The organism is Geobacillus sp. C56-T2 (genome assembly GCF_007829715.1).
Taxonomy (GTDB): domain Bacteria; phylum Bacillota; class Bacilli; order Bacillales; family Anoxybacillaceae; genus Geobacillus; species Geobacillus icigianus.
Genome location: NZ_VJWB01000001.1, coordinates 470,957 through 492,787 on the forward strand (window position 1 = coordinate 470,957; position 21,831 = coordinate 492,787).

The window sequence follows — 21,831 nt, forward strand, 5'->3', positions numbered from 1 at the left end:
TACAAATAAAACTAATGACTTAGATTTTATTGATAAAGCAAAGCTACAGCAATTAATGGAATATATTAATAAGATCTTTAGAAAATTAAAGAGTTTTAATGATTTTAAAATTAATGCAAGTATAGATGACGAAGTTGAAAATTTACTTTCTAGAGTCTTAGTTTTAGCTGATAACGAGAAGTTAGAGATTACTTCGAGTGGGTATGGGGTACAGTACTCAATTATTATCGCCTTGGCCATTCTTGAAAGATTAAGTAATCTTAATAAAAATAAATTAGAAAAGATACTATATGAGGATAACAAGAACAAAAAACTAATTCCTTTAATCTTTTCACTAGATGAACCAGAAATACATCTACATCCTTATATGCAAAGATCATTGATTAAAAATATATATGAAATTATTCGGAATAAAGATACTGATTTTACAGCTCTATTAAAAGAGTTGTTTAATATAGACGGTATTGTTGGACAAAGTATAATAGTTACTCATTCACCTAATATCTTATTAAATGACTATAAACAAATAGTGAGATTTTACAAAAATTATGAAAATAAATTAGTGGTAAAAAACGGTGTCGATATCGATTTGCCTAAAAATATAGAAAAGCATCTATTAATGAATATGCAATATATAAAAGAAACTTTCTTTTCAAAATGTGTAATTATTGTAGAGGGTGAAAGCGAATTTGGATGTATGGACATTTTTGCTACAAAGTTGGGCGTAGATTTAGATGATGCCGGGATTAGTATACTAAAAGCTAATGGAGCAGAATCAATCAGCCCTTTAATGAATTTATTTAAAGAGTTTGGAATAAAATGTGTCGGAGTTATTGATAAAGATAAATATCTTGAAAAAGAAAAAATACTAAAGAAAATAGATAATCTCCTACATACTGATTGTCGTGATTTTGAGGATGAAATAGTAAGTAAGTGTTTTGATAATGACAGCATTACAATTTTAGAAAAAATCGTTAAAGAATATGATAGCTTGGAACTTGAAAGAAGTATTCAATCAAATAAACTGAAGAAAACAGCAGAGAAATATGGATTAGAGTTAAGAGTTGAATTAAATGGAGATTGCCGATTTTCTGAGGTTTCTGATCATCAAATTCTAAGAATTATGTATTTGGCATGGCTTGATATTAATAAATCTATAGTCTTGGGAAGAGAGATTGGCAGATTATTGACGCTTGATTTAATTCCAGAAGTGTATAAGAAAGCAATAATGAGGGCTAAGGAGATGCTTCGTAATGACTCAAGATGAAGCGAAATTAAAAGAAAAAATTGAACAGTTGCATTCAAATGATCCAATGCAATTAAAAGCCATTTATTCCAATTCAAAAAGATTATTAATTGAGGCACCCGCAGGTTACGGAAAGACTAAAACAATGATTAGTAAAATTGCATATTTATTAGTTACAAAAAAACTTAGTAGTAATAAAAAAATATTAGCGTTATCTTTTAGTGTAAACGCCGCTTATAAGATAAAAAAAGATGTTACCAGTCAATTGCCACAACTTATAGGAGCGTTAGATTTTAATATAAACGATAAATTATTTATTTCAAATTATCACGGTCTCTGCAGACGAATTTTAAAATATTATGGTTACTTATTACATCAAAATTTAAGGGAAATAGATAATTTAACTAGTATTAACGATGATGATTATCAAGAACTTATGAGTTTAAAAGTAGGATTGAGACATGAAGAAGCAGAACTCTTAACCAAGATTAGTGATTCAGTAAAAAATATTAATAATGCTAATTATAAGTTTCTGTTAGATAATTGGGATGATTATATTCAGATTGTTTGTAAAAAACTTATTACTAATAAATACATTCCCTATAATGCAATCTTAATGTTTGTTGTTCAATTATTAAAATCTTATACAGAGATAAAGAGTTTTTATCAAAAGTACTTTGAAATTATTATTGTAGATGAGTTTCAAGATACTAACATTCTTAGTTTTTTAGTTTTAGACCAGTTAATTGGTGAGGATAATCAAGTAGTTTTTATTGGAGATTCTCTACAAAGAATATATGGTTTTATTGGAGCTATTCCGAATCTTTTGGAAAAATGTAGAAAAATATATAAAATGGATAAAATCACACTAAGCCAAAATTATAGATTTAAGGATAATCCCCAAATGTTGTTATTGGAGAGAAATATTAGAGCCAATGCTGAAAATTTGTCTAAACCTAGTATCAGCCAAAATGCCTTAATACCTCTAGTGGTTTTAGATAATCAGGAAGAAGAAGCTATCTGGGTTGCAAACAAGGTTATTGAATTAAAAGAGGAAAAAGAATCTAACCGAATAGCAATTTTATCTCGATCAAGAGGTAAGAATATTGATGTGATAATTAATAAGTTTAAAGAAAATAAAATCAAATATTTTTATGGACTTTATACAGATGAAGATCCAATCTATATTGATTTTCACAAAAGATGTCAATCTAAGTTTATAGAATTTCTTCAATCAGAAAAGAATATTACAAAAACATTCATAAAGAAATATTTAAAGGAAATCGAAGACACATATAGTAAATCTTCAAGTATTATGATTGAATCATTATTGCAATTATTGAGTATCTTTTTGAATAGAATTTCGGAAGAATTTATGTCTCTACATAATGAAGATAAAATAAATCTAATACAGGAAACCTTTAATAATTATGCTTTAAAACAAAATATGGAGTTTGTGAATGAAAATGTGGTAATTTCTACAATGCATGCAGCGAAGGGATTAGAATGGGATTATGTTATATTACCCGATATGGAACAGAATGTATTTCCTTCTTATCGCGGTTTTTGTAGTCGTTGTAATTTTAAATTGAATACGGTTTCAGGATTTTTGTGTCACCCGAATTTTGGTCATTTTAATAAGAAGGATGAATCGAAATATTTGGAAGAAATAAGTGTATTTTATGTTGCAATTACAAGGGCAAAAAAGCAAGTTTTTTTTAGTGCGAGTAGATCCAGATTGAATAGCTCTGGAGAGGAAAAGAACTCCAAATTAAGCTGCTTTTTAAGTTTGTCAGGTTTAGTTTTGAAGGAACTCTAAGTAAATCATATTTATTCCTGCGAGGTCCCGAAAAAATGATTTTTAATTAGGACCTGTAGATGAGCAAATTCGCTAACATAAATTTACAACTAAACAAAAAAGGAGACATGAACCCAGCCCCTTGAGTAAAATAGATGTGCTCAAACCCATTCACACAAGGAGGTTCATGTCTCATGAATAGATTAGCACATCATCAAGGAATCCACAAGTTTTTCATGACGCTGGGATTGGTGCTTTATTTCTCGAAACCGGTCATCAAGCATCTGGTTCATCTTGTCGACGCCTTGACGACCAAGGGATTTTCGGGGACATTGACGGATGTCGGGTACTGGAGTTTTCACCCGAATCATCGAACCACGTTCAGCCACTTTTTCACGAAAAGCTCTTGGAACGAGGAAAAACTGCTTGAGAAGCTTCAGGAGTGGGTTCTTCGCCAGATCGAACGCTTGGCCAAACGAACGAATCAACTTCTGTTCCTTTCGATTGATGATACCATTTGCCAAAAAACGAAGCCTTCGTCACGGGCTGTCCGCGCCATTCAAGGGTGTGATTGGCACTACTCGCACAAAGATCATCCATCCGTTTGGGGGCATTTGCTTGTTTGGCGGATGGTGCATACCCGTCTCTATGATAAGGTGGCAGGAAGAAGCAAAATCGACCTAGCGATCGAGAGGCTTTCTTCGCTCAAAGAAAAGTGGACTCGGCCGATGTGCGTGGTATCCGTCCCAAGCGCTCATCGAAGCCTGCCTGAAACAAGGATTCCATGTCATCGCCATGCTCAAGACGAACCGGATTCTCTACCCGAACGGCATCGCCGTCCAAGCGAAGGAGTTTGCCCGCTATATTGAGCCCAACGACACCCGCCTCGTCACGGTGGGGAACGAGCGCTATCGTGTCTACCGCTACGAAGGCGCGCTCAACGGTCTTGATGACGCGGTGGTGCTGCTGGCTTGGAAGGCGGATGAACCGATGACGCCAGATCATCTCCATGTCGTCTTCGACACCGACCGGGAGCTGAGTGACGAAGACATCTTGCGTTACTATGCCCAGCGCTGGACGATCGAATGCGTTTTCCGGCAGGTCAAAGACCAGCTGAAGTCAGGTGGTACCGTGTTCGTCAAATTCGGGTGGTGAAACGGTATTGGGCCGTGGTGCTGTTCGTCTGCGTATACAGCATCATGGATTCAGTTAGCCAAACAGAGCCCTTTTGCTTCTTTTCAGGAAGCAGCCAACACGCTTGAAAGGTGGAAGGAGCCGATTCTTTCCTACTTTTTGTGCCCCTATACCAATGCCCGAATCGAGGGAACGAATCACAAGATCAAAAACATCAAACGCCGGGCATATGGCTATCGAAATCGGGAACGGTTTCGTTTGCGTGTATTTCTGGAGTGTACAGGGAACACTACTACAGGTAGTCAGGCTGCCTAAGCACTCCCTTCTTCCGCTCTCCGTATGATCGTTGGTAGAATGGAAACCTGTCAAGGAAAGCACTTGACTGTTTCCATTCTACCAACTTCGTGGTCTGTATGCGGAAGAAGGATCCTGACTGATGAACCTATTTCATCCAGCTAACATGTTTCTAGGATTGAGTGGAAATCACAGAAAATGGTGAAGAACCAAAATAACATTGTACTCATTGCTGCGGCGGGGAATGACGGTCATGGAAAATTAGACTATCCTTCTTCCTCTCCTTATGTTATAGCGGTAGGAGCTTTAAATACCAATACAGATAGGTGGGCATATTCGAATTATGGAAGTGAATTGGACTTTTTACTTCCGGGGTCTTCAATTAAAATAGGGGATGAGTTTGTAGAAGGAACTTCTTTCTCTGCAGCAATTCTAACAGGTATGGTAGCAAGAATCGAAGAAGAATTTCCTAATTCAACTCCTGGTTTCATATTCAAACGACTCGTAAAAATGACTTCCAATGAAACAAGAATTAATGATTATAAAGGGTATGGCACACCCACTTTTTAGAATGGGGGAAGATTGTTATTGATATATAAATTTTTTTCGTTAAAATCATTTTTTATATTTCTTATCTTACTCGCTTCGATAGGGGCTTTTACCTATCTATATGTCAGTAACTATCATTTTGTTAAGAATACAAATTTAGCTAACAGTTCTCTGGCTGGATTAAGAATTGGGAAGAAACTGGACTCGAGTGATATAAGACGAATAGAAGCAACTTTTGGTCCTGAGATAAAGAATCGTAATATAGTTGTTCTGGTAAGCGCACCTTATGAGAAATCTTTAAGCTATGACGGTTTGTTTATTGGATTAAGGGAAGGTAAAGTGGTTACAATCGTTGCTGAAAATAAAAAGGCTTTAACAAATAAGGGAATAAAACCAGGAGATCATTTGGAGAAAATACAGAAGAAATATGGAAAAAACTACTTGTCTACATCAGAAGAAATAGGAGAAACAGTATTGTACATTGATCGAAAAAGTGGAATAAAAATCCAGTTTGTTATGTATGATAATAAAGTAAAGCAATCAATTCTTACTGAACTCTATTAAAAATATAAGTTGGGGACGGTTGAATATGGGGATTTCTTTATTTATAATCCTTTTATTTGTTACCTCACTGATTTTATTAGTGTATGGATTCTTGTCGAAAATAAAGGGAATTAAATGGATTTCTTTCTTCTGGTATTATCTATAGGATTAGGGGCCTTTGTTTTTAATTTAATTGGTTACATGTAAAGAATGCTTCCAAGTAGGAGGATATTTTTCACATTCCAAGCCGATAGTAGTGCATGTAAATCAAGCAACGGGTGAGAAAACAGTGACAAGCAGTTTCAGAATACACTACTCTAAAACGGGTACTCATATTGTTCCAACAATAAGGAGAGGCGAGGAATGATGAAGCTATGGGAATATGTCGGTAAAAAAGTAAGAATTATATACAAAGACGGAGGTGTGTTGGAAGGATTTGTCCGTGATTACTGCGACGGAGAGGATAGTGAGGATGGAATTGACAGTTTAGAGATTACAAATGAAGAAACAAAAGGGCGGGGCTATGTTTTTGGTGTGCTGGAAACCGAAATAAAATCGATCGAAGTCATTGGCTAGAAGCGCTTAATCCCATTTAGGGGGTTGAGTGCTTTTTGGTTTGCTCTCGTCTTTTTAGCACCCGAGTTCGACAGTTTTGAGGCCCTTTTTAGGCAAAGGAAAATGGCTAACATGCTCTCATATCAAGGGTTTCATGATGCGGATCCTAGAAAAAACGCTGAATCTCATCGGCCCACGACTTGTTTATTTTAACTTTTAACTCACATTTCGCACCCTCTCGACGAAAATCGGGAGGATTTTTTCGTTCCGATGTCGAATGAATCCTTGACACACAAGGAAAGTGAAGGAGTTTTTCTCTCATGAACGTTCAAGTCAAAAAGGTCTATCGTAATGATTATTTGAATATAATAAGTGCCCTATTCAAGAAACTGGGCCTGCCCCAATTGATTGACCATCTCGTTCCCGTTGATCCACAGTGCCAGACTCGAGTCAGCGATGCCGTTCAGGCCATCATCTACAATATGTTTGACGGCCGGCAAGCCCTCGTTCACGTGGAACGATGGGCTCAGGAGATCGATCTAGAGAAACTCATCCGTCCCGGTCTCCATCCTTCCTGGTTGAACGACGATGCCTTGGCTCGTCATCTCGACCGCTTGTATGAGGCCGATATTCACAAGGTGATCAGCACTTGCTTGATTCACATTTATCGCAAAGAAGGCCTTTCCCTCCGAGCCTTTCACGCCGATACGACGGACAAGACCGTTTACGGCGCGTATGAATCGGCCTCGTTAGAGGCCTTACAAATCACACATGGCTATAACCGCCATCATCGTTGGCAAAAACAGATCGGTTTCGGACTGGTCGGCAACGAGGACGGCATCCCGTTTTACGGCGATGTGCACGACGGCAACCTGCCTGACAAAACGTGGAATCCGGAGGTGCTGTCCCGTGTCCACGAACAGCTCAAACAAGCCAAGATGGAAGACGAATGGATTTACGTGGCCGATTCCGCCGCGATGACAAAAGACACTCTGGCGCAAACCAAAGCGGCCAACGCCTTTTTGATCACCCGAGGCCCTTCGTCGCTTCGGATCGTGAAACGGGCATTAGCGGAGGCCGATTCGCCTCACATCCCGTGGAGCGAACCCTTTACGCTGGCGGAGAGAAACGGCGCCACGTACCGGGTATGGGAAACGGCCTCGACGTATGAAGGCCACCCCGTTCGGCTGATCGTTGTTGAATCGAGCGCGCTCGACCAGCGAAAAGGAAAGACGCTCGAAAAAGAACGAACCAAAGAAGCGGAGCTTCTTCGCGAGGAACAAGCCCATTGGGAGCGCCACCCTTTCTCGTGCCGGGAAGACGCTGAACAAGCCTTGGCGTCCCTCAAGATGTCCCTTCGCCCACGGTTTCATCAGGTCAAGGCCGCGGTCGAAGAGATCGTACGCCCGAAAAAACGGCGCGGACGGCCGAAAAAAGGGGTGGAACCCGAGATGGAGACGCGGTATCTCTTGCGCCTTGACGTCGAATTCGACCAAAACGCGTGGGAACAGGCAAGACGGAAAGCGTCCCGGTTTGTCCTCGTCACGACCGTTCCGGAGGAATGGAAGGGCCAACAAATGGATGCCCAAGAGATCTTGAAGCTATATAAAGGGCAGATCTCGGTGGAAATGAACTTCGCTTTTTTGAAAGATCCGTTTTTCACGGATGAGATTTACGTCAAAAAACCAGAACGGGTCGCAGTATTAGGCTATTTGTTTCTGTTGGCCTTGGCGATTTACCGCGTTTTTCAGCGCCGAGTGCGTCAGTTTATTACTCCAGAACACCCGTTGAAGGGTCCTGGAGGCCGCAAGCTGACCCGGCCGACGGGACAGGCGATTTTTCAGCTGTTTCAATATGTGAACGTCGTCCTCCTGGAGCTGCCGGATGGGCGCATCCAACGCTCACTGGATCGCTCCCTCACCCCTGAACAACGAAGGATTCTGCAGGGGTTGGGGCTGGATGAGAGCATTTACGTGTAACGTCATACGGAACGACCAGCGATGGTAAAAAAGGATAGCCATCGCTCGTTGTGTTGGTCAAAAAGTTATTCTGAAAAACTAAATAAAAAATCCTTTGTTTTGACCTTGTTAGGGTGCGAAATGTGAGTTTTAAAGCAGCTGAATATCGATGATCATATAGGCATGTACATACGACGAGTCACACGCAAAAACAAAGATGGAACAACCGAGGTGTATCTCCGACTTGCTCAACGAATGGGATCCGAAAGCCAAATAGGTGAAAGCGAAGGGAATCGATTCATTGGGACGTGAAGACGAGATGGATCGCGCTGCCTTGGAGCGTCTGGCCAAAAGCATTTCGCGGTTTCTTTCCCCTAGGCAGGCTTGGGAAATCGAGACGTTGGCAGGAGAAGAGTCGGATTACGCGCGCAAATGCCTATCGTCCCTTTGGTATCAAGGGATGAGAGGCATTTTTTTGCCTCGTCACTGTCGAACTTGGGAAGAACGGCAATGTTTCCTCGGGGGGATTGATGAGGCAGCGAAACAATGTATTTCCATTGTTGCCGTAAAAAACAGCTTCACGCGGCACAAGGAGTGCTCTGTTTGTCTTTTTCATATGGAAATGATTTCAATACAAGTGGCGCGGCTGCAGTGACCACCTCGCTTCCTAATTTTGAAAAATACGCCTTGAGTCGTAGTCAAAATATATCTTCGGAACGTGATGGGAGTTTGCGGGGATGCGATACGATAGGAAGCGAAAGGAGGCGAAAGGATGGCAAAAAAGATCGGGTTGTTCGTTGCCGGCGCGGCCGCTTTGCTGGTGCTCTTGTTTCATCTCGGGCCGCTTGTCGGGCTGGCGATCACGCTGGCGGTCTTGTACTATGCGTTCAAGAAATGTTTGAAAGCCCCATCGACATTTGGGAAAGTGGTGTGGGCGCTTATTGGCTGTGCGGCGTTGGTGGCCAGCGCTTCGAATGTGCCGGCGCTCATCGCGCTTGTGGCGGCGTATGTGTTGTATGTCGTGTATAAACAATGGAACGGAGTGAAAGGGGAACGTGTCGTTCCGGAAAGCGACGATCCGTTTGTCAACTTTGAAAAGCAGTGGGCCGAGCTGCAAAAACAGTATTAAGAGGAGTGATTGATGGTGGGTGTATTGTCGCGTTTGAAAACGATCATTGAAGCCGATCTTCACGAATGGCTTGACGAAAAGGAAAAGAAAAACCCCATTGCGCTTCTTAATCACTATTTGCGCCAATGTGAACAAGAAATCGAGCGGGTGCGGCAGCTGCTTGAGCGCCAATATGTGTTAAAAGAGCAGTTTGCCCGTGAACATCGCGAGGCGGAACAGATGGCAGAAAAACGAAGCAAGCAGGCGGAGGTGGCCGAGCGGGCCGGGGAAGTGGGACTAGCTGAATTTGCCAGACGCGAACAAGCGCAATATGCGGAACGGGCGGGCCGCCTGAAACAGCTGCTCGAGCAAGCGAGCCGCGAGCTGTTTGAGTTAGAGGCGAAATATGAGGACATGAAGCATAAGCTGAAAGACATGCAGATGCGGCGCATGGAGTTGATGGGGCGGGAAAACGCGGTGCGCGCGCACTACCGAATCCAGCGGGTGATCAACGGGGATGCCGGCCCGGCGCTGGCGGCGTTCGCCGATGCGGAAGCCTACCTTGACCGCCTCGAGCGGCAAGTCCAGTCCGATGATTACCGGAGCACGATCGACGCGCGCATCGCTCAGCTGGAAAAGCAGTTGCAGGAAGGAAACTAACCGGATATGCTAGAAGGTGTCCCGACATAGTGGGGCACCTTCTTTCATACTTGGTATGCACACCATGTTGGGCTTTGGGGCGAATCATCGTTTGAAACAACCTTTTTCATTTTGGACAACAGGGGGCTCCCCGCATGCTCGATCAACGGAAGAAAACGGATTATGTCAGTTGGGCGGTTTTGATCGCACTAGTGCTTTTGGCGATTGAAATTTCGTTTTTCCATCCCGGATGGTTGTTTTCGATCGGATTATCGATCGCTTTGCTTTATATCGGCAAACAGTCTTGGCCGCGCAAACGGGGGAAAGTGCTCTTTTGGCTCGGCGGCATTAGTCTCGTGTTTCATATGTTTACGATGGTGACGGCCCGGTTGATCGTTGTTGCTAGTTTGTTTTACTTTATTTGGAAGTTTGCTCAGTCCAAGCAGCAGCCGACCGTTATTCGTCCCGTCGTTACGGAAGCGACGAGTGGAAACGAGGAAATCATCGAGCGGCAGCCGTTGTTTTGTAATGTGCTGTTTGGACGGCAGGCGACTCCCGAACATGTGTATGAATGGGATGACGTCAACATTCAAACCGGCATTGGCGATACGGTGATCGACGTCAGCAACACCGTCTTGCCGAAAGGGGAAGCGGTGATTATGGTGCGCGGGTGGATCGGTCATGTGCGCGTGCTTGTTCCGTACGAAGTGGAGACGAAGGTCGTCCATTCGGCCATCGTTGGCGGTGCGACAGTGTTTGGGCATGCGACAGAACAGCTGTTTAATCAGACGTTCCTTTATCAGACCCCTTCGTATCAAGCGGCCGAGCGGAAACTGAAAATTGTCACCTCGATGATGATCGGCCATCTTGAGGTGAAGCGGCTATGAGCCGGCCGTTGATCGTTTCCGTGTTATCAGCGCTGATTGTTTTTGGTTTGTTGTTTGTTTCCTTTCTGTACACGTTTCCGCTTGGGACATGGGCGGAGCTGTGGGAGAGAACGGTGATGGGGGTCCCGTTTTTGCTGTTTGTGACAGCCGGCAGTTTGCTGGTTGGGATCGTGAGCGGGCTTCTGTTGGATATCGTTTGGCGGAGGCAGCGAGAGGCTCTCAGGCAGGCGCTGGAACACATTGAACGCGGTGAAATCGGGGAGCTTTACCGGACCGAAGCGCCATCGGAGCTGCAAGACGTCTGGCGACAAATCGAGAAGCTGCAAGCGCAATGGCTCGCGCAAATGAAGCGCGTGCAAAAGTTAGCGGCGGAAAAGGCGGAACAGGAAGAACGGCTCGTTGAACGCATTCTTTCGGAAGAGCGCACGCGGTTGGCGCGAGAGTTGCACGATTCGGTCAGCCAACAATTGTTCGCCGCTTCGATGATGATGTCGGCCGTCATGGAAACGATGCCGCCGGATGATGAACGGCAGCGCAAACAATTGGCCATGGTCGAGCAAATGATTCACCAGTCGCAATTGGAAATGCGGGCGCTGCTTTTGCATTTGCGGCCGGTGCAGCTGAAAGGAAAATCGCTTCAAGAAGGGATGAACGAACTGCTCACGGAATTGGCGGGCAAAGTGCCGCTTGAGATAAGATGGAACATCGAAGACGTTCCGCTCGATAAAGGGGTGGAAGATCATCTGTTTCGCATTTTGCAGGAGTCGCTGTCGAACACGTTGCGCCATGCGAAAGCGCAAACGGTGGAAGTATTGCTGATTGAACGGGACGGGTTTGCGATTTTGCGCGTCACTGACGACGGTGTCGGTTTTGATGTGGAACGTTCAAAAAGCGGTTCGTACGGGTTGAAGCACATGTATGAGCGGGCGGCGGAAATCGGCGGAACATTGAAGGTCGTGAGCTTAAAAGGCCAAGGAACACGGCTGGAAGTGAAAGTGCCGCTTTTGCATAGGGGGGATGACCGTGATCAAGGTGCTGCTTGTCGATGATCATGAAATGGTGCGGCTTGGCGTGTCGGCGTATTTGTCCGCTCAACCGGACATGGAGGTGGTCGGTGAGGCGGAGGATGGGGAAAAGGGAGTGGAGCTCGCCCTCCGGTTGCGGCCGGATGTCATTTTGATGGACTTGGTGATGGAACCGGTGGACGGCATTGCCGCGACACAGGAAATCATTCGCGCATGGCCGGGGGCGAAAATCATTGTCGTGACGAGTTTTTTGGATGATGAAAACGTGTTCGCGGCGCTTGAAGCAGGGGCGACGAGCTATTTGTTGAAAACATCGAAAGCGAGCGAAATTGCCGACGCCATTCGCGCTACGTTCCACGGACAATCGGTGCTCGAGCCGGAAGTAGCGGGAAAAGTCATGCCAAACCGGCGAAGACAACGAGAGCGGCTGCCACACGAACAGCTTACGAGCCGGGAGATGGAAGTGCTTTTGTTGATGGCGCAAGGGAAGACGAATCAAGAAATGGCTGATGAATTGTTCATTTCCCTCAAAACGGTGAAAGTGCATGTGAGCAACATCCTCGCCAAACTCGGCGTCCAAGACCGGACGCAAGCGGTGATTTATGCGTTTCGCCATGGGCTGGTGAAGTGAGGGGTGCATCATTTGGTTGCGATGGGAAAAAGATCGCCATGTTCAGACGAAAACCGCTCCGTTTCATCAAACGGAACAGGAGGATGAAACAGGAGCGGTTTTGTTCGTTGCGGTGGGTCAAAAAGGCTAACGTTTCGAGAGGAATTACGCTTGTTTTGCCAATTGGCGAAGCTTTCGGTCGTGATGGAGCACCTTCGTGGTCAACACGTCGACCGAGGTTTGCGTGTCTGCGAGTTCTTCTTCGAGGCGATCGCTTCGTTCGTTCAGTTGTCTGTTCATCTGTTGCATTTCCTCACGAAGGGAATCGATTTTGGCTTCAAGACGGGTTTCGACAGCATGGATTTCGCTGCGGAGCTGCTGGCCCATTTCGTGCATTTCACCGCGGAGTCGTTGTTCCATTTCCTCCATTTTCGAGCTGATTTTGTCGGAATGTTGTTCGAGGGCGTGCAGCACCGCTTGAATGATTGTGCTCTCTTCCATTCTTTTCACCTCCTCATAGCCATTATAGGCGAAACGGAACGGAAGCGAAAGAGAAAAGATGGCGGGTTTCGTCGAAACAGGGCGGTCGAATTTTTGGAGCGAACCGCGTGTTTTCGATTTATTATGCCGCCTGCTTTGCCATACAATAGAACTATAGCTTGGCCGAATAAAAGGAGATGATCAAATTGGATGTGGGTTGGACGTTTGACAACCGTTATGCAAGGCTGCCGGAACGCTTTTTCAGCCGTGTTCTCCCCACGCCGGTGCGCGCGCCGGAACTGGCGGTGCTCAACCGGTCGCTTGCGGCAGAACTTGGGTTGAATGAAGAAGCATTGCGAAGCGACGCAGGGGTGGCGGTGTTGGCGGGAAATCGGATTCCAGACGGGGCTGAGCCGCTGGCGCAAGCGTATGCCGGGCATCAGTTCGGCTATTTCACGATGCTTGGCGACGGACGGGCGGTGCTCATCGGCGAGCATGTCACCCCAAGCGGCAAGCGGGTGGATATTCAGCTGAAAGGCTCGGGTCGGACGCCGTATTCGCGCGGCGGCGACGGGCGGGCGGCGCTCGGGCCGATGCTGCGGGAGTACATCGTGAGCGAGGCGATGCACGCCCTTGGCATTCCGACGACCCGCAGTCTGGCGGTCGTGACAACGGGAGAGACGATTCGGCGGGAAACCGAACTGCTTGGGGCGGTGTTAACCCGCGTCGCCTCAAGCCATTTGCGTGTCGGGACGTTCCAATACGCGGCGCAATGGGGGACGAAAGACGAGCTGCGCGCGTTGGCCGATTACGCGCTTGAGCGGCATTTCCCTCGGTTTGAAGAGGCTGAGAACCGCTATTTGTTTTTGCTTGAACAAGTCATCGCCCGGCAAGCGGCGTTGATCGCCCAATGGCAGCTGGTCGGTTTCGTCCACGGGGTGATGAACACCGATAACATGACGATCAGTGGGGAAACGATCGATTACGGGCCATGCGCGTTTATGGACACGTATGACTTGAAGACGGTGTTCAGCTCCATCGATACGGAAGGGCGGTATGCGTACGGCAATCAGCCGTATATCGGGGGCTGGAACTTAGCCCGATTGGCGGAGAGCTTGCTGCTGCTGCTGGATGAGGATGAGGAAAAGGCGGTGGCGTTGGCGCAGGAGGCGCTCGATCAATATCCGGCGTTGTATCATCGTCATTGGCTCGACGGGATGAGAGCGAAACTCGGTTTGGCTGAAGCGCAAGAGGGGGATGGCGGGCTTATCGCCGATTTATTGCGGCTGATGGAAGAGCACCGCGCTGACTATACGAACACGTTCCGGGCGTTGACGTTAGGCGAGTACACCGGAATGGCGCTCTTTGACGCTTCCGAGTTTCGCGAGTGGCACGAGCGCTGGCAAACGAGGCTCAGCCAAGAAGCGGTTTCGCGGGAAGAAGCGTATGAACGGATGCGCCGCCATAATCCGGCCGTCATTCCGCGCAACCATCGAGTCGAAGAGGCGTTGGCCGCCGCGGTCAATTGCGGCGACTACAGCGTGATGGATCGTTTCCTCGAAGCGCTGGCCGACCCGTACGCTTATTCGCCGGAACAAGCCGAGTACGCGGAGCTGCCGCCGCTGTCCGACCGGCCGTACCGGACGTTTTGTGGGACGTGAAAAGGGCCCTTGGGAGCCCTTTTTTCATTTTCCTCTTTACGTTGACGTTGCGTCAAGGTGTATCGTCATCCATAGGGAGGTGAGGAACATCGAGTACACCGTGCATGCATTATTCCAAGGAAGCGCATGCCGGACTGGCGCGCCTGTATGTCGAGGACGAACGGTTCAAAGCGTATTATGACCAAGTGCATCCGGGAGCGGCTGAGTTTCTCAAAGAAGCGATTTGGATCTATACGGGGATGAAAGACCGGTAAGCAGCAGGCGGCCCGCCCGAAGAATAGGCGGGCCGCCGTTTTTGATGGCTCTGGATGAAGGCGTTCGGTTTGCGATACAATCAAAGTGTGCATAAAGGAGTCCTCGGTGAACAGCGAAAGGAAGGTGTGGGTGCAATGGAGGCGCTCAGACAACGACTGCGGGCCATTGACCAAAAGGGATATAAAGCGTACAAAACGATTGAGGGGGAGTATTCTTTTCCAGCGTTTACTTTGGCGATTGACCATGTGCAAGGCGACCCGTTTGCGGAACCGTCAAAAATTCGGGTGATCGTGCCGCGGCCGAAGACGGTGCTGACATCGGAGTGGACGAATACGAAACCGCGCCGCGTCCGTTGCGAAGATGTGCTGGTGCGCCGCGTCCATCACGAACTGCGGCAATGGCCGGCGCGGGCGCGCGGGTCGGGAAAAAGCGGGCTCGTGTCGATCGACGCGCCGGGGCAGAAGGTGCTCGAGCGAACGGCGGTGCAAATCACCGATGAGACGATCGCCATTTGTTTATCGGTTGGCTTGCCGGCCAACGGGCGGCGCATCTTAGCGAAGGAAGCCGAGGGCATCTTTTTCGAACAAATTCCAGCCGTGATCGAGCGGGCGGTGTACGGCCTTCGTGAAGAGGATATCCGCCCGGCGGTTGAGCTGGCCGATCTACAGCACGCCATCCGCCGCTATTTGCATGAGCACGGATTGGTGGCGTTTGTCGCCAACGGCGCGATTTTGCCGCGCGAAAGCGGGGTGAGCGACAAGCCGCTGCGGCGCGGCGCGGTGCCGTTTCAAAGCCCGCCGGAGCTCGAAGTGGCGATTCCGGTGCCGCATCGCACCGAACCGATCAAAGGCATGGGCATCCGAAAGGGGATCACGCTCATTGTCGGCGGCGGTTACCACGGAAAATCGACGCTGCTTCAGGCGTTAGAGCACGGTGTGTATGATCATATCGCCGGCGATGGCCGGGAGTTTGTCATCACCGACAGCGGGGCGGTGAAAATTCGCGCTGAGGACGGTCGCAGCGTGGCCAATGTCGATATTTCCCCGTTTATCGGCACGCTGCCGTACGGCAAGGAGACGACGCGCTTTTCGACGGAAAACGCGAGCGGCAGCACCTCGCAAGCCGCGAGCATGATCGAAATGATCGAAGCGGGGGCGTCGGCGTTTTTGATTGACGAAGATACGAGCGCTACCAATTTGTTCATGCGCGACGCGCGCATGCAGGCGCTCATCGCGAAAGAAGCCGAGCCGATCACCCCGTATATCGACAAAGCCCGCCAGCTGTTTCATGACTACGGCATTTCCACTGTCTTAGTCGTCGGAGGGTTAGGGGATTATTTTGAGATTGCCGATTGTGTGATCAAAATGGAACAGTATGTTCCATCCGATGTGACCAGCGAAGCGAAACAGATCGCGGCCAAGATGCCATCGGGGCGGAAAGCGGAAGGCGGAGCGTCGTTTGGCCGCATTCGTGAGCGCATCCCGTTGCCGGAGAGCTTAAACAGCCAAAAAGGAAAGAAAGCGAAAACGGCCGCGCGCGGTCGCCATGTCATTCAATACGGGCTGACGGACGTGCTGTTGTATGCGCTCGAGCAGCTTGTTGACGACAGCCAGACGCGAGCGATCGCTGCGGCGTTTTTGTATATGGAGCGAAAAGGGTGGCTCGACGGAACGAAGACCGTCCGGCAATTGCTCGATGCCATCGAGGAACGGTGGGACCGACACGGGCTTGGCTCGATTTCTTTCCGCAACGGCCATCCCGGCGAGTTCGCCCGCCCGCGCCGCTTCGAGCTGGCGGCGGCGCTCAATCGGCTGCGAACGCTTCGCTGCCGGCAGTGCTAGGAATAGAGAGCTGCGCGAAGCGGTGTCCGCTTTTTGCCGCCCGGCTTTGCTTCCGCCTAAACAACCGGCGCTTGTTGCGGGGAGGAACATCAGTGCTTTTACTGGGAACAAAATAAACACGCCCCGCTGGATCGCAGGGCAAAAGAGAAACATCAGCCCCTTTGCTCGGAACAGCGGCGGCTGTCTCCCGCGGGCTTTCCCCTGTTTTCCGGTGATTTGACTCTAGCGCCATAAAGCCATTGCCGCTATAATAAAGGTTATGAGTGCAACGTGGCGAAAGCGGCGGGAAGCCGCGGGCAAGTGAGGGGGTCAGGGCATGAACAAATCCAAAGGCTGGATCGAATCCGAAATCAGCAAAGCGTTGACGAAATGGGAAAAAGACTTTCTTGGCCGCGGCTCGGTGTCGGTCAAAACCGATATTTTGCGCGACATGATCATCGTGTCCTTGCACGGCATTTTGACGCCGGCGGAGTATGCGCTGTGCGAGACGAAAGAAGGGATGCTGGCGGTAAAGCGGTCGAGAACGAGTTTGGTTGAATCGGGAGTCGATGAGTTGAAAGAGATGATTTTGGAGATCACCGGCGAGCAGGTGAAAAGCTTCCACACCGATTTGAGCACGCGAACAGGCGAGCGCATCATTGTTTTTAAGCTGTTTCACGATTTGGAAAAACAGCTGACAAAGTAACGTTTTTCATGACAGGTCCATCAAGATGTTGTATAATAAAAACAACTTTTGTATAGTAAGGATAAAAGAAAATCGAGAGGACGATGCTGTCGGCAGCCCTTCAAAAAACCTAGGTCGGCTTAGGTTCGTTGAAGGGAAACCGACCGTCGCCCATTGCGAGAGAGCGCGCGGGAGATCTTCAAACAATCGCATCGAAGATTGGTTGAAGGTAAACCGGCTATGAGCAATCGCTCGGCAATGAAACGGCCTTGTGGGGCCGCCTTGCCGGATTGACATAGCCGGTTTTTTCTTTTCTTCCGCACCAAGGGCTCATCAAACAGAGGGGAGGAGACGGAATGGGAATGGAATGGATCGCTTCGGGATGGTTTGCATCGGTGGCCGTTGTCCTCATCAGTGCGCTGATCTGGTTGTTCCCGCGTGTGCCGGAGCGATACGTGCATGTTCATGTTTGGCTGTTGCTTTTGCCGGGGGCTGTCGCGCTGATCGGGTGGATCGGCGCTGGGACGGTGGATATCGGCCGCTTTCGGTTTGATGCCGTCAGTTGGCTGTCCGGCGTGTATGTTTCTTTGTTGAGTTGGGCGATTCAACGGTTTTCGATTCGCTATTTGCATGGAGATCGCCGCTATCGGTGGTATTTCTCGCTTTTGACGTGGACGACGGTGGCCGCTTCGCTCACGTGGGCCGCTCATGACTTGCGGTGGATCGCTGCGTGCTGGGGGCTGCCGCTCGTGGGGCTTGTGGCGTTGACGGCGTTGAAAAAAGAATGGAGTCCGGTTCCGTTCGTCGTTCGGCAAATGGGGCTAATGTTTGGCGCGAGTTGGCTCGCTTTGATCATTGTGGCTGTCTGGCTTGGGGTCGACAGCGGGGAATGGACGTTGACCGCTGCGTTATCCGCCGAGCGGATCGCCCACTTGGAAGCTTGGGAACGGGCGGTATTTAACGGGTTGCTGTTGGTGGCGGCCACCATTCCGGCCGGCCAATGGCCGTTTCACCGCTGGCTAATGGAATCGGTCGTGACACCAACGCCTGTGTCAGCCGTCATGCATGCCGGATTGGTGAATGCAGGTGGTTTGTTGCTCGGGCGCTTTGCCCCGCTCTTTACCGACACGTGGGCGCATGTTTTGCTCTTTTTGCTTGCCTTTGTCTCGATTTTGATCGGCACAGGCATCAGCTTTGTTCATGTCGACTACAAGCGGCAATTGGTCGGTTCGACGATGGCGCAAATGGGGATGATGCTTGTGCAATGCGCTCTTGGCGCTTACGGGGCGGCGGTGGTGCACTTAGTGCTGCACGGATTGTTCAAAGCTACGCTCTTTTTGCAGTCCGGTTCGGTCGTGCCGCGAGTGGGCCGGGCGGGAGAACGGGTCACGGCCGGTTCGTGGCGCGGAGGAATGGTTGTCGGGCTGGTGCTCGGTGCGGTCTTTTGGCAAGCGGCTCCGCATGAGCCGGCCCGGTTGTTGAGTTCGGTGCTGCTGGCGGCATCGGCGGCAGTGGCTTGGGGGAGGCTGGCAGATTTTCGCGAAGGGCGGTGGCTCGGTTTAACGGCGGTTGTCGGGCTGGCGTTATTGTCCGAAACGGTGCGCGCTCAATTGTTGCGATTGGTCGATCCGCGAATGTCATCCGCCTTTTTGCCGCCTTCTTCGTTTGAATGGGGCGTTTGCCTTTTGTTTGCCTTGGCTGCCTTGGCAGCGGTTTGGACGGCGAAGCACCGCCACTCTCCGCTTGCTGTTCGTTTGTATATGCGGCTCGTGCATTGGGGGGAACCGCGCCCAGCGGCGACTGAAGCCCACCCGCGTTATCTCGCATCCTATTTAGAGGAGGGGATGGCTCATGAGTAAAACCGTTGTTTCCGCCGGGCGGACATCGGCTGAACGGAAAAAAGACGTCCGTCCGCTCACTTCCCTCATCAGTGAGGCGGCCAAGGTCATTGCCCCGCTTTGGCCGATTTCGGCGTTTATCGCCCGCCATCCATGGATGGGGCTGGAGGAGGAACCGTTTGTCCATGTCGCGGATCGGCTGCAGGAAATGCACGGCATTGACCTGTATCCGCCGATGGCTGTTTTCCATGCCGCTTTGGCCAAAGGCGACATTGATCTTGCGTTTGTCGAGCGGCGGCTACAGCGGTGGCTCGACACCACCGCGCTTCCGGCTCCTCGCCACGAAGCGGAGCGGTTATGCCGCGCCCTTCTTTGGAACGATGCGCTGCCGGACGGAGCGCTTCCGGATGTGGAGCTGGAGCCGTTGGTGCCGCGCAGCCGTTGTGTTTTTCCCGTGTCTGCCCGCCTTCAGTTGACCCAGCGGCTTGACCAGCAAACGGCCAAATGGTGCAAGCTGTTTTATGACCGCGGTGAGGCGGTGTGGGCGTTGCCGCATCGCGAGCAAGGCTTTTATGCGGCTTGGCGGCGTTTGGCGCCCGAAGACCCCTCGCTGTCGAAGGACGAGAGAAAGCGGATTTGCGAGTGGCCGGAGCGCGCTGAAGAAGCGTTGCAGCAGGCGCTGAACAAGCTTGGCGTGCGGACGGAAGACGTGCAAGCGTATTTGGAAGCCCATTTGTTGGCGCTGCCGGGATGGGCGGGCATGGTCTTGTGGCAATCGCGCCGCAGTGGGGACGAAATCGGTGGGCTGCTTGATTATTTGGCTGTCCGTTTGTCGCTTGAATGGGTGTTCGCTGCTTTGCATGTGCCGCTTGAGGCGGAAGAAAAGAAAGAAGACCGCGCGGCGGCGTTCCTCTTGGCGGCTTGGATTCAGTGGGGCGGGATGACGCTTGACGAATGGCAGCGTTTGCCGCTTTCAGACCGCCAAGCCCGCTTGATGTTCGTTGATCGGTTTTGGCGGATTGACCGCCGTCATCTCTGGCTCGGGGCATGGGAGGATACGTATGAAGCGAAGTTGAAAGAGGCGATTCGCCCCGTTCGTCCGGACGCGAGCCAAGAGCAGGCGGTCGCGCAGCTACTGTTTTGCATCGATGTCCGCTCCGAGCCGTTCCGCCGTCAGATCGAAGCGGCAGGGCCGTTTGAAACGTATGGTTGCGCTGGCTTTTTTGGCTTGCCGATTCAAACGCGCGTTTTGGACGGTCATGATGCCCATCCATCTTGTCCGGCGATCGTGGCGCCGCAGCATGAAATCAAGGAAACCGCTGCTCCCGAAGTTGCCGAGCCGTATCGTCGCCGGCGCGATCTCGTCCGTTTTGTTGGCCGCACGTTCAAAAAAGTGAAGCAGCACTTGCTGGCCAGTTTGCTTCTTCCGGAAATGAGCGGGCCTTGGCTCGGCTTGCATACGCTTGCTCGCAGCGCGGCGCCGGCTTGGGCGGGAAGCGCCGTGCATGAAGCGTCCGCCGCGGCGGAGCAAAAACCGAAGACGGTGCTTTCCCTTGAGTACAAGGGGGAGAATGAAGTGGGCGGACTGCCGGTCGGCTTGACGAAAGATGAGCAGGTGGAATATGTCAAACAGCTTCTCGTCAATATTGGGTTGACGTCCTCGTTTGCTCCGCTTGTCGTCGTCTGCGGTCATGAGAGCGAAACGGCCAACAATCCGTACGCTTCTGCGCTAGATTGCGGAGCGTGCGGCGGCGCCGCTGGGGCGTTCAACGCCCGTGTGTTTGCGGCGCTGGCCAATTTGCCGCACGTGCGCGCGCAGTTGGCAAAAGAAGGGATTGTCATCCCGGATGAGACGGTATTTATTGCGGCCGAACATATTACGACTGTTGATGAATTGCAGTGGGTGGAAGTGCCGCCGTTATCGGGGGCGGCCGCGCAGGCGTTTGAACGATTGCAGCAGGCGTTACGTGAAGCCGGTCGCCGAGCGAACGAAGAACGGATGGCAAAGCTTCCGCATGTCGGCCGCCTGCCGCGCGATCCGGTTGCTGAAGCGCGGCGGCGCGCGGTGGACTGGAGCGAAATCCGCCCGGAATGGGGGTTGGCGGGCAACGCCGCTTTCTTGATTGGCCGTCGGGCGTTGACGAAGGGAGCTCATTTGGACGGACGAGTGTTTTTGCACAGTTACGATTGGCGCGAGGATCCAAGCGGTGAGGCGCTCGCCGGCATCATTGCCGGACCGGCGACGGTCGGACAGTGGATCAACTTGCAATATTACGCCTCCACCGTTGCGCCGCATTATTACGGAAGCGGCGACAAAACGACGCAGACGGTGACCGGCGGCATCGGGGTGATGCAAGGAAACGGCAGCGACTTGCTCGCTGGCTTGCCATGGCAGTCGGTGGCCGCTTCCGACGGCGAGTGGTTCCACGCGCCGCTAAGGCTTCTTGTCATCATTGAAGCGCCGTCCTCGTCTATCGAGCGCCTGCTCGATACAGACGAAGCGTTTCGCCGCAAAGTGCAAAACGGTTGGCTTCGGCTTGCCTCGATCGATCCTGACAGCGGGGAGTGGCTGAACTGGGAAGCAACCCATCCCTGCATTTGAACGGGATCGTTGAGCAGTCATCATCGGCCGCTTGGGGATGACCCAAAAGGCGATCTCCCCTCAAGAAAGACACAGCATCTAGTGTGGAGGGGCGGTTAGTGTCTATATGTAGCGATGAGAGAGGGTGTCCCGCTCCGTTTGGGA

18 protein-coding genes and 4 pseudogenes are annotated in these 21,831 nt (G+C 50.1%); 21 read left to right on the top strand and 1 reads right to left on the bottom strand.

Annotated elements, in window-relative coordinates; genetic code table 11:
* Window positions 1-28: 28 nt before the first annotated feature.
* From GC56T2_RS02325 to GC56T2_RS02400, 15 genes and pseudogenes are all read left to right on the top strand, one after another.
* Window positions 29-1,267 carry an ATP-dependent nuclease gene (locus GC56T2_RS02325; RefSeq protein ID WP_255516133.1) on the top strand — a complete coding sequence of 413 codons (1,239 nt, stop codon included), beginning with the start codon at window positions 29-31 and terminating at the stop codon, window positions 1,265-1,267.
* Window positions 1,254-3,065: a UvrD-helicase domain-containing protein gene (locus tag GC56T2_RS02330; protein WP_144972781.1), complete on the top strand. Its 1,812-nt coding sequence runs from the start codon at window positions 1,254-1,256 to the stop codon at window positions 3,063-3,065. Before GC56T2_RS02325 ends, GC56T2_RS02330 begins: the two co-directional genes overlap by 14 nt.
* Window positions 3,066-3,238: 173 nt before the next feature.
* Window positions 3,239-4,258 (top strand): annotated as a pseudogene (locus GC56T2_RS02335) (IS701 family transposase); the annotation flags it as partial.
* Window positions 4,245-4,493, top strand: a pseudogene (locus GC56T2_RS02340) (ISL3 family transposase); the annotation flags it as partial. The pseudogenes GC56T2_RS02335 and GC56T2_RS02340, both read left to right, overlap by 14 nt.
* Window positions 4,494-4,670: 177 nt before the next feature.
* Window positions 4,671-5,042, top strand: coding sequence for a S8 family peptidase (locus GC56T2_RS02345; protein ID WP_144972783.1), 372 nt, complete (start codon window positions 4,671-4,673; stop codon window positions 5,040-5,042).
* Between the two features lie 18 nt (window positions 5,043-5,060).
* Window positions 5,061-5,585: a hypothetical protein gene (locus tag GC56T2_RS02350; RefSeq protein ID WP_144972785.1), complete on the top strand. Its 525-nt coding sequence runs from the start codon at window positions 5,061-5,063 to the stop codon at window positions 5,583-5,585.
* Window positions 5,586-5,820: 235 nt separating this feature from the next.
* Complete coding sequence (locus GC56T2_RS02355; protein ID WP_255515994.1) at window positions 5,821-5,931, top strand: polymorphic toxin type 50 domain-containing protein; 111 nt, start codon at window positions 5,821-5,823, stop codon at window positions 5,929-5,931.
* Complete coding sequence (locus tag GC56T2_RS02360) at window positions 5,928-6,140, top strand: hypothetical protein (RefSeq protein ID WP_255515995.1); 213 nt, start codon at window positions 5,928-5,930, stop codon at window positions 6,138-6,140. Before GC56T2_RS02355 ends, GC56T2_RS02360 begins: the two co-directional genes overlap by 4 nt.
* Window positions 6,141-6,439: 299 nt before the next feature.
* Entirely contained in the window at window positions 6,440-8,098 is a 1,659-nt protein-coding gene (locus GC56T2_RS02370) for an IS1634 family transposase (RefSeq protein WP_144972787.1), read from the top strand.
* Between the two features lie 162 nt (window positions 8,099-8,260).
* A pseudogene (locus tag GC56T2_RS17980) lies at window positions 8,261-8,463 on the top strand (IS1634 family transposase); the annotation flags it as partial.
* Between the two features lie 386 nt (window positions 8,464-8,849).
* Complete coding sequence (locus GC56T2_RS02380) at window positions 8,850-9,206, top strand: lmo0954 family membrane protein (RefSeq protein ID WP_144972789.1); 357 nt, start codon at window positions 8,850-8,852, stop codon at window positions 9,204-9,206.
* A 12-nt stretch (window positions 9,207-9,218) separates the two neighbouring features.
* A complete protein-coding gene (locus GC56T2_RS02385; protein ID WP_144972791.1) occupies window positions 9,219-9,845 on the top strand; it encodes a PspA/IM30 family protein in 627 nt (208 codons plus the stop codon).
* A gap of 134 nt (window positions 9,846-9,979) precedes the next feature.
* Window positions 9,980-10,711 (top strand): cell wall-active antibiotics response protein LiaF, encoded by a 732-nt coding sequence (gene liaF, locus GC56T2_RS02390; RefSeq protein WP_144972793.1) that lies wholly within the window; start codon window positions 9,980-9,982, stop codon window positions 10,709-10,711.
* Window positions 10,708-11,760, top strand: coding sequence for a sensor histidine kinase (locus GC56T2_RS02395; RefSeq protein WP_144972795.1), 1,053 nt, complete (start codon window positions 10,708-10,710; stop codon window positions 11,758-11,760). The genes liaF and GC56T2_RS02395 overlap by 4 nt, the downstream gene beginning before the upstream one ends.
* Complete coding sequence (locus GC56T2_RS02400; protein ID WP_144976992.1) at window positions 11,735-12,367, top strand: response regulator transcription factor; 633 nt, start codon at window positions 11,735-11,737, stop codon at window positions 12,365-12,367. Before GC56T2_RS02395 ends, GC56T2_RS02400 begins: the two co-directional genes overlap by 26 nt.
* Window positions 12,368-12,511: 144 nt before the next feature.
* Here GC56T2_RS02400 and GC56T2_RS02405 read toward each other — a convergent pair whose 3' ends face one another.
* The gene (locus tag GC56T2_RS02405) at window positions 12,512-12,847 is read right to left on the bottom strand and encodes a DUF1640 domain-containing protein (RefSeq protein ID WP_144972797.1); all 336 of its coding nucleotides are present in this window, start codon (window positions 12,845-12,847) and stop codon (window positions 12,512-12,514) included.
* A 176-nt stretch (window positions 12,848-13,023) separates the two neighbouring features.
* Here GC56T2_RS02405 and GC56T2_RS02410 point away from each other — a divergent pair, with 176 nt between their 5' ends.
* The 6 genes and pseudogenes from GC56T2_RS02410 (at window position 13,024) to GC56T2_RS02435 (ending at window position 21,687) form a co-directional block, all read left to right on the top strand.
* On the top strand, window positions 13,024-14,487 hold the full coding sequence (locus GC56T2_RS02410; protein ID WP_144972799.1) for a protein adenylyltransferase SelO: 1,464 nt from the start codon (window positions 13,024-13,026) through the stop codon (window positions 14,485-14,487).
* A gap of 107 nt (window positions 14,488-14,594) precedes the next feature.
* Window positions 14,595-14,741 (top strand): annotated as a pseudogene (locus tag GC56T2_RS02415) (TipAS antibiotic-recognition domain-containing protein); the annotation flags it as partial.
* Between the two features lie 135 nt (window positions 14,742-14,876).
* Complete coding sequence (locus GC56T2_RS02420; protein ID WP_144972801.1) at window positions 14,877-16,583, top strand: ABC-ATPase domain-containing protein; 1,707 nt, start codon at window positions 14,877-14,879, stop codon at window positions 16,581-16,583.
* Window positions 16,584-16,899: 316 nt separating this feature from the next.
* Entirely contained in the window at window positions 16,900-17,268 is a 369-nt protein-coding gene (locus GC56T2_RS02425; RefSeq protein WP_031405662.1) for a Na-translocating system protein MpsC family protein, read from the top strand.
* A 335-nt stretch (window positions 17,269-17,603) separates the two neighbouring features.
* Complete coding sequence (locus tag GC56T2_RS02430) at window positions 17,604-19,106, top strand: NADH dehydrogenase subunit 5 (protein WP_144972803.1); 1,503 nt, start codon at window positions 17,604-17,606, stop codon at window positions 19,104-19,106.
* Window positions 19,099-21,687: a DUF2309 domain-containing protein gene (locus GC56T2_RS02435; protein ID WP_144972805.1), complete on the top strand. Its 2,589-nt coding sequence runs from the start codon at window positions 19,099-19,101 to the stop codon at window positions 21,685-21,687. The genes GC56T2_RS02430 and GC56T2_RS02435 overlap by 8 nt, the downstream gene beginning before the upstream one ends.
* The last annotated feature ends 144 nt before the right edge of the window (window positions 21,688-21,831 follow it).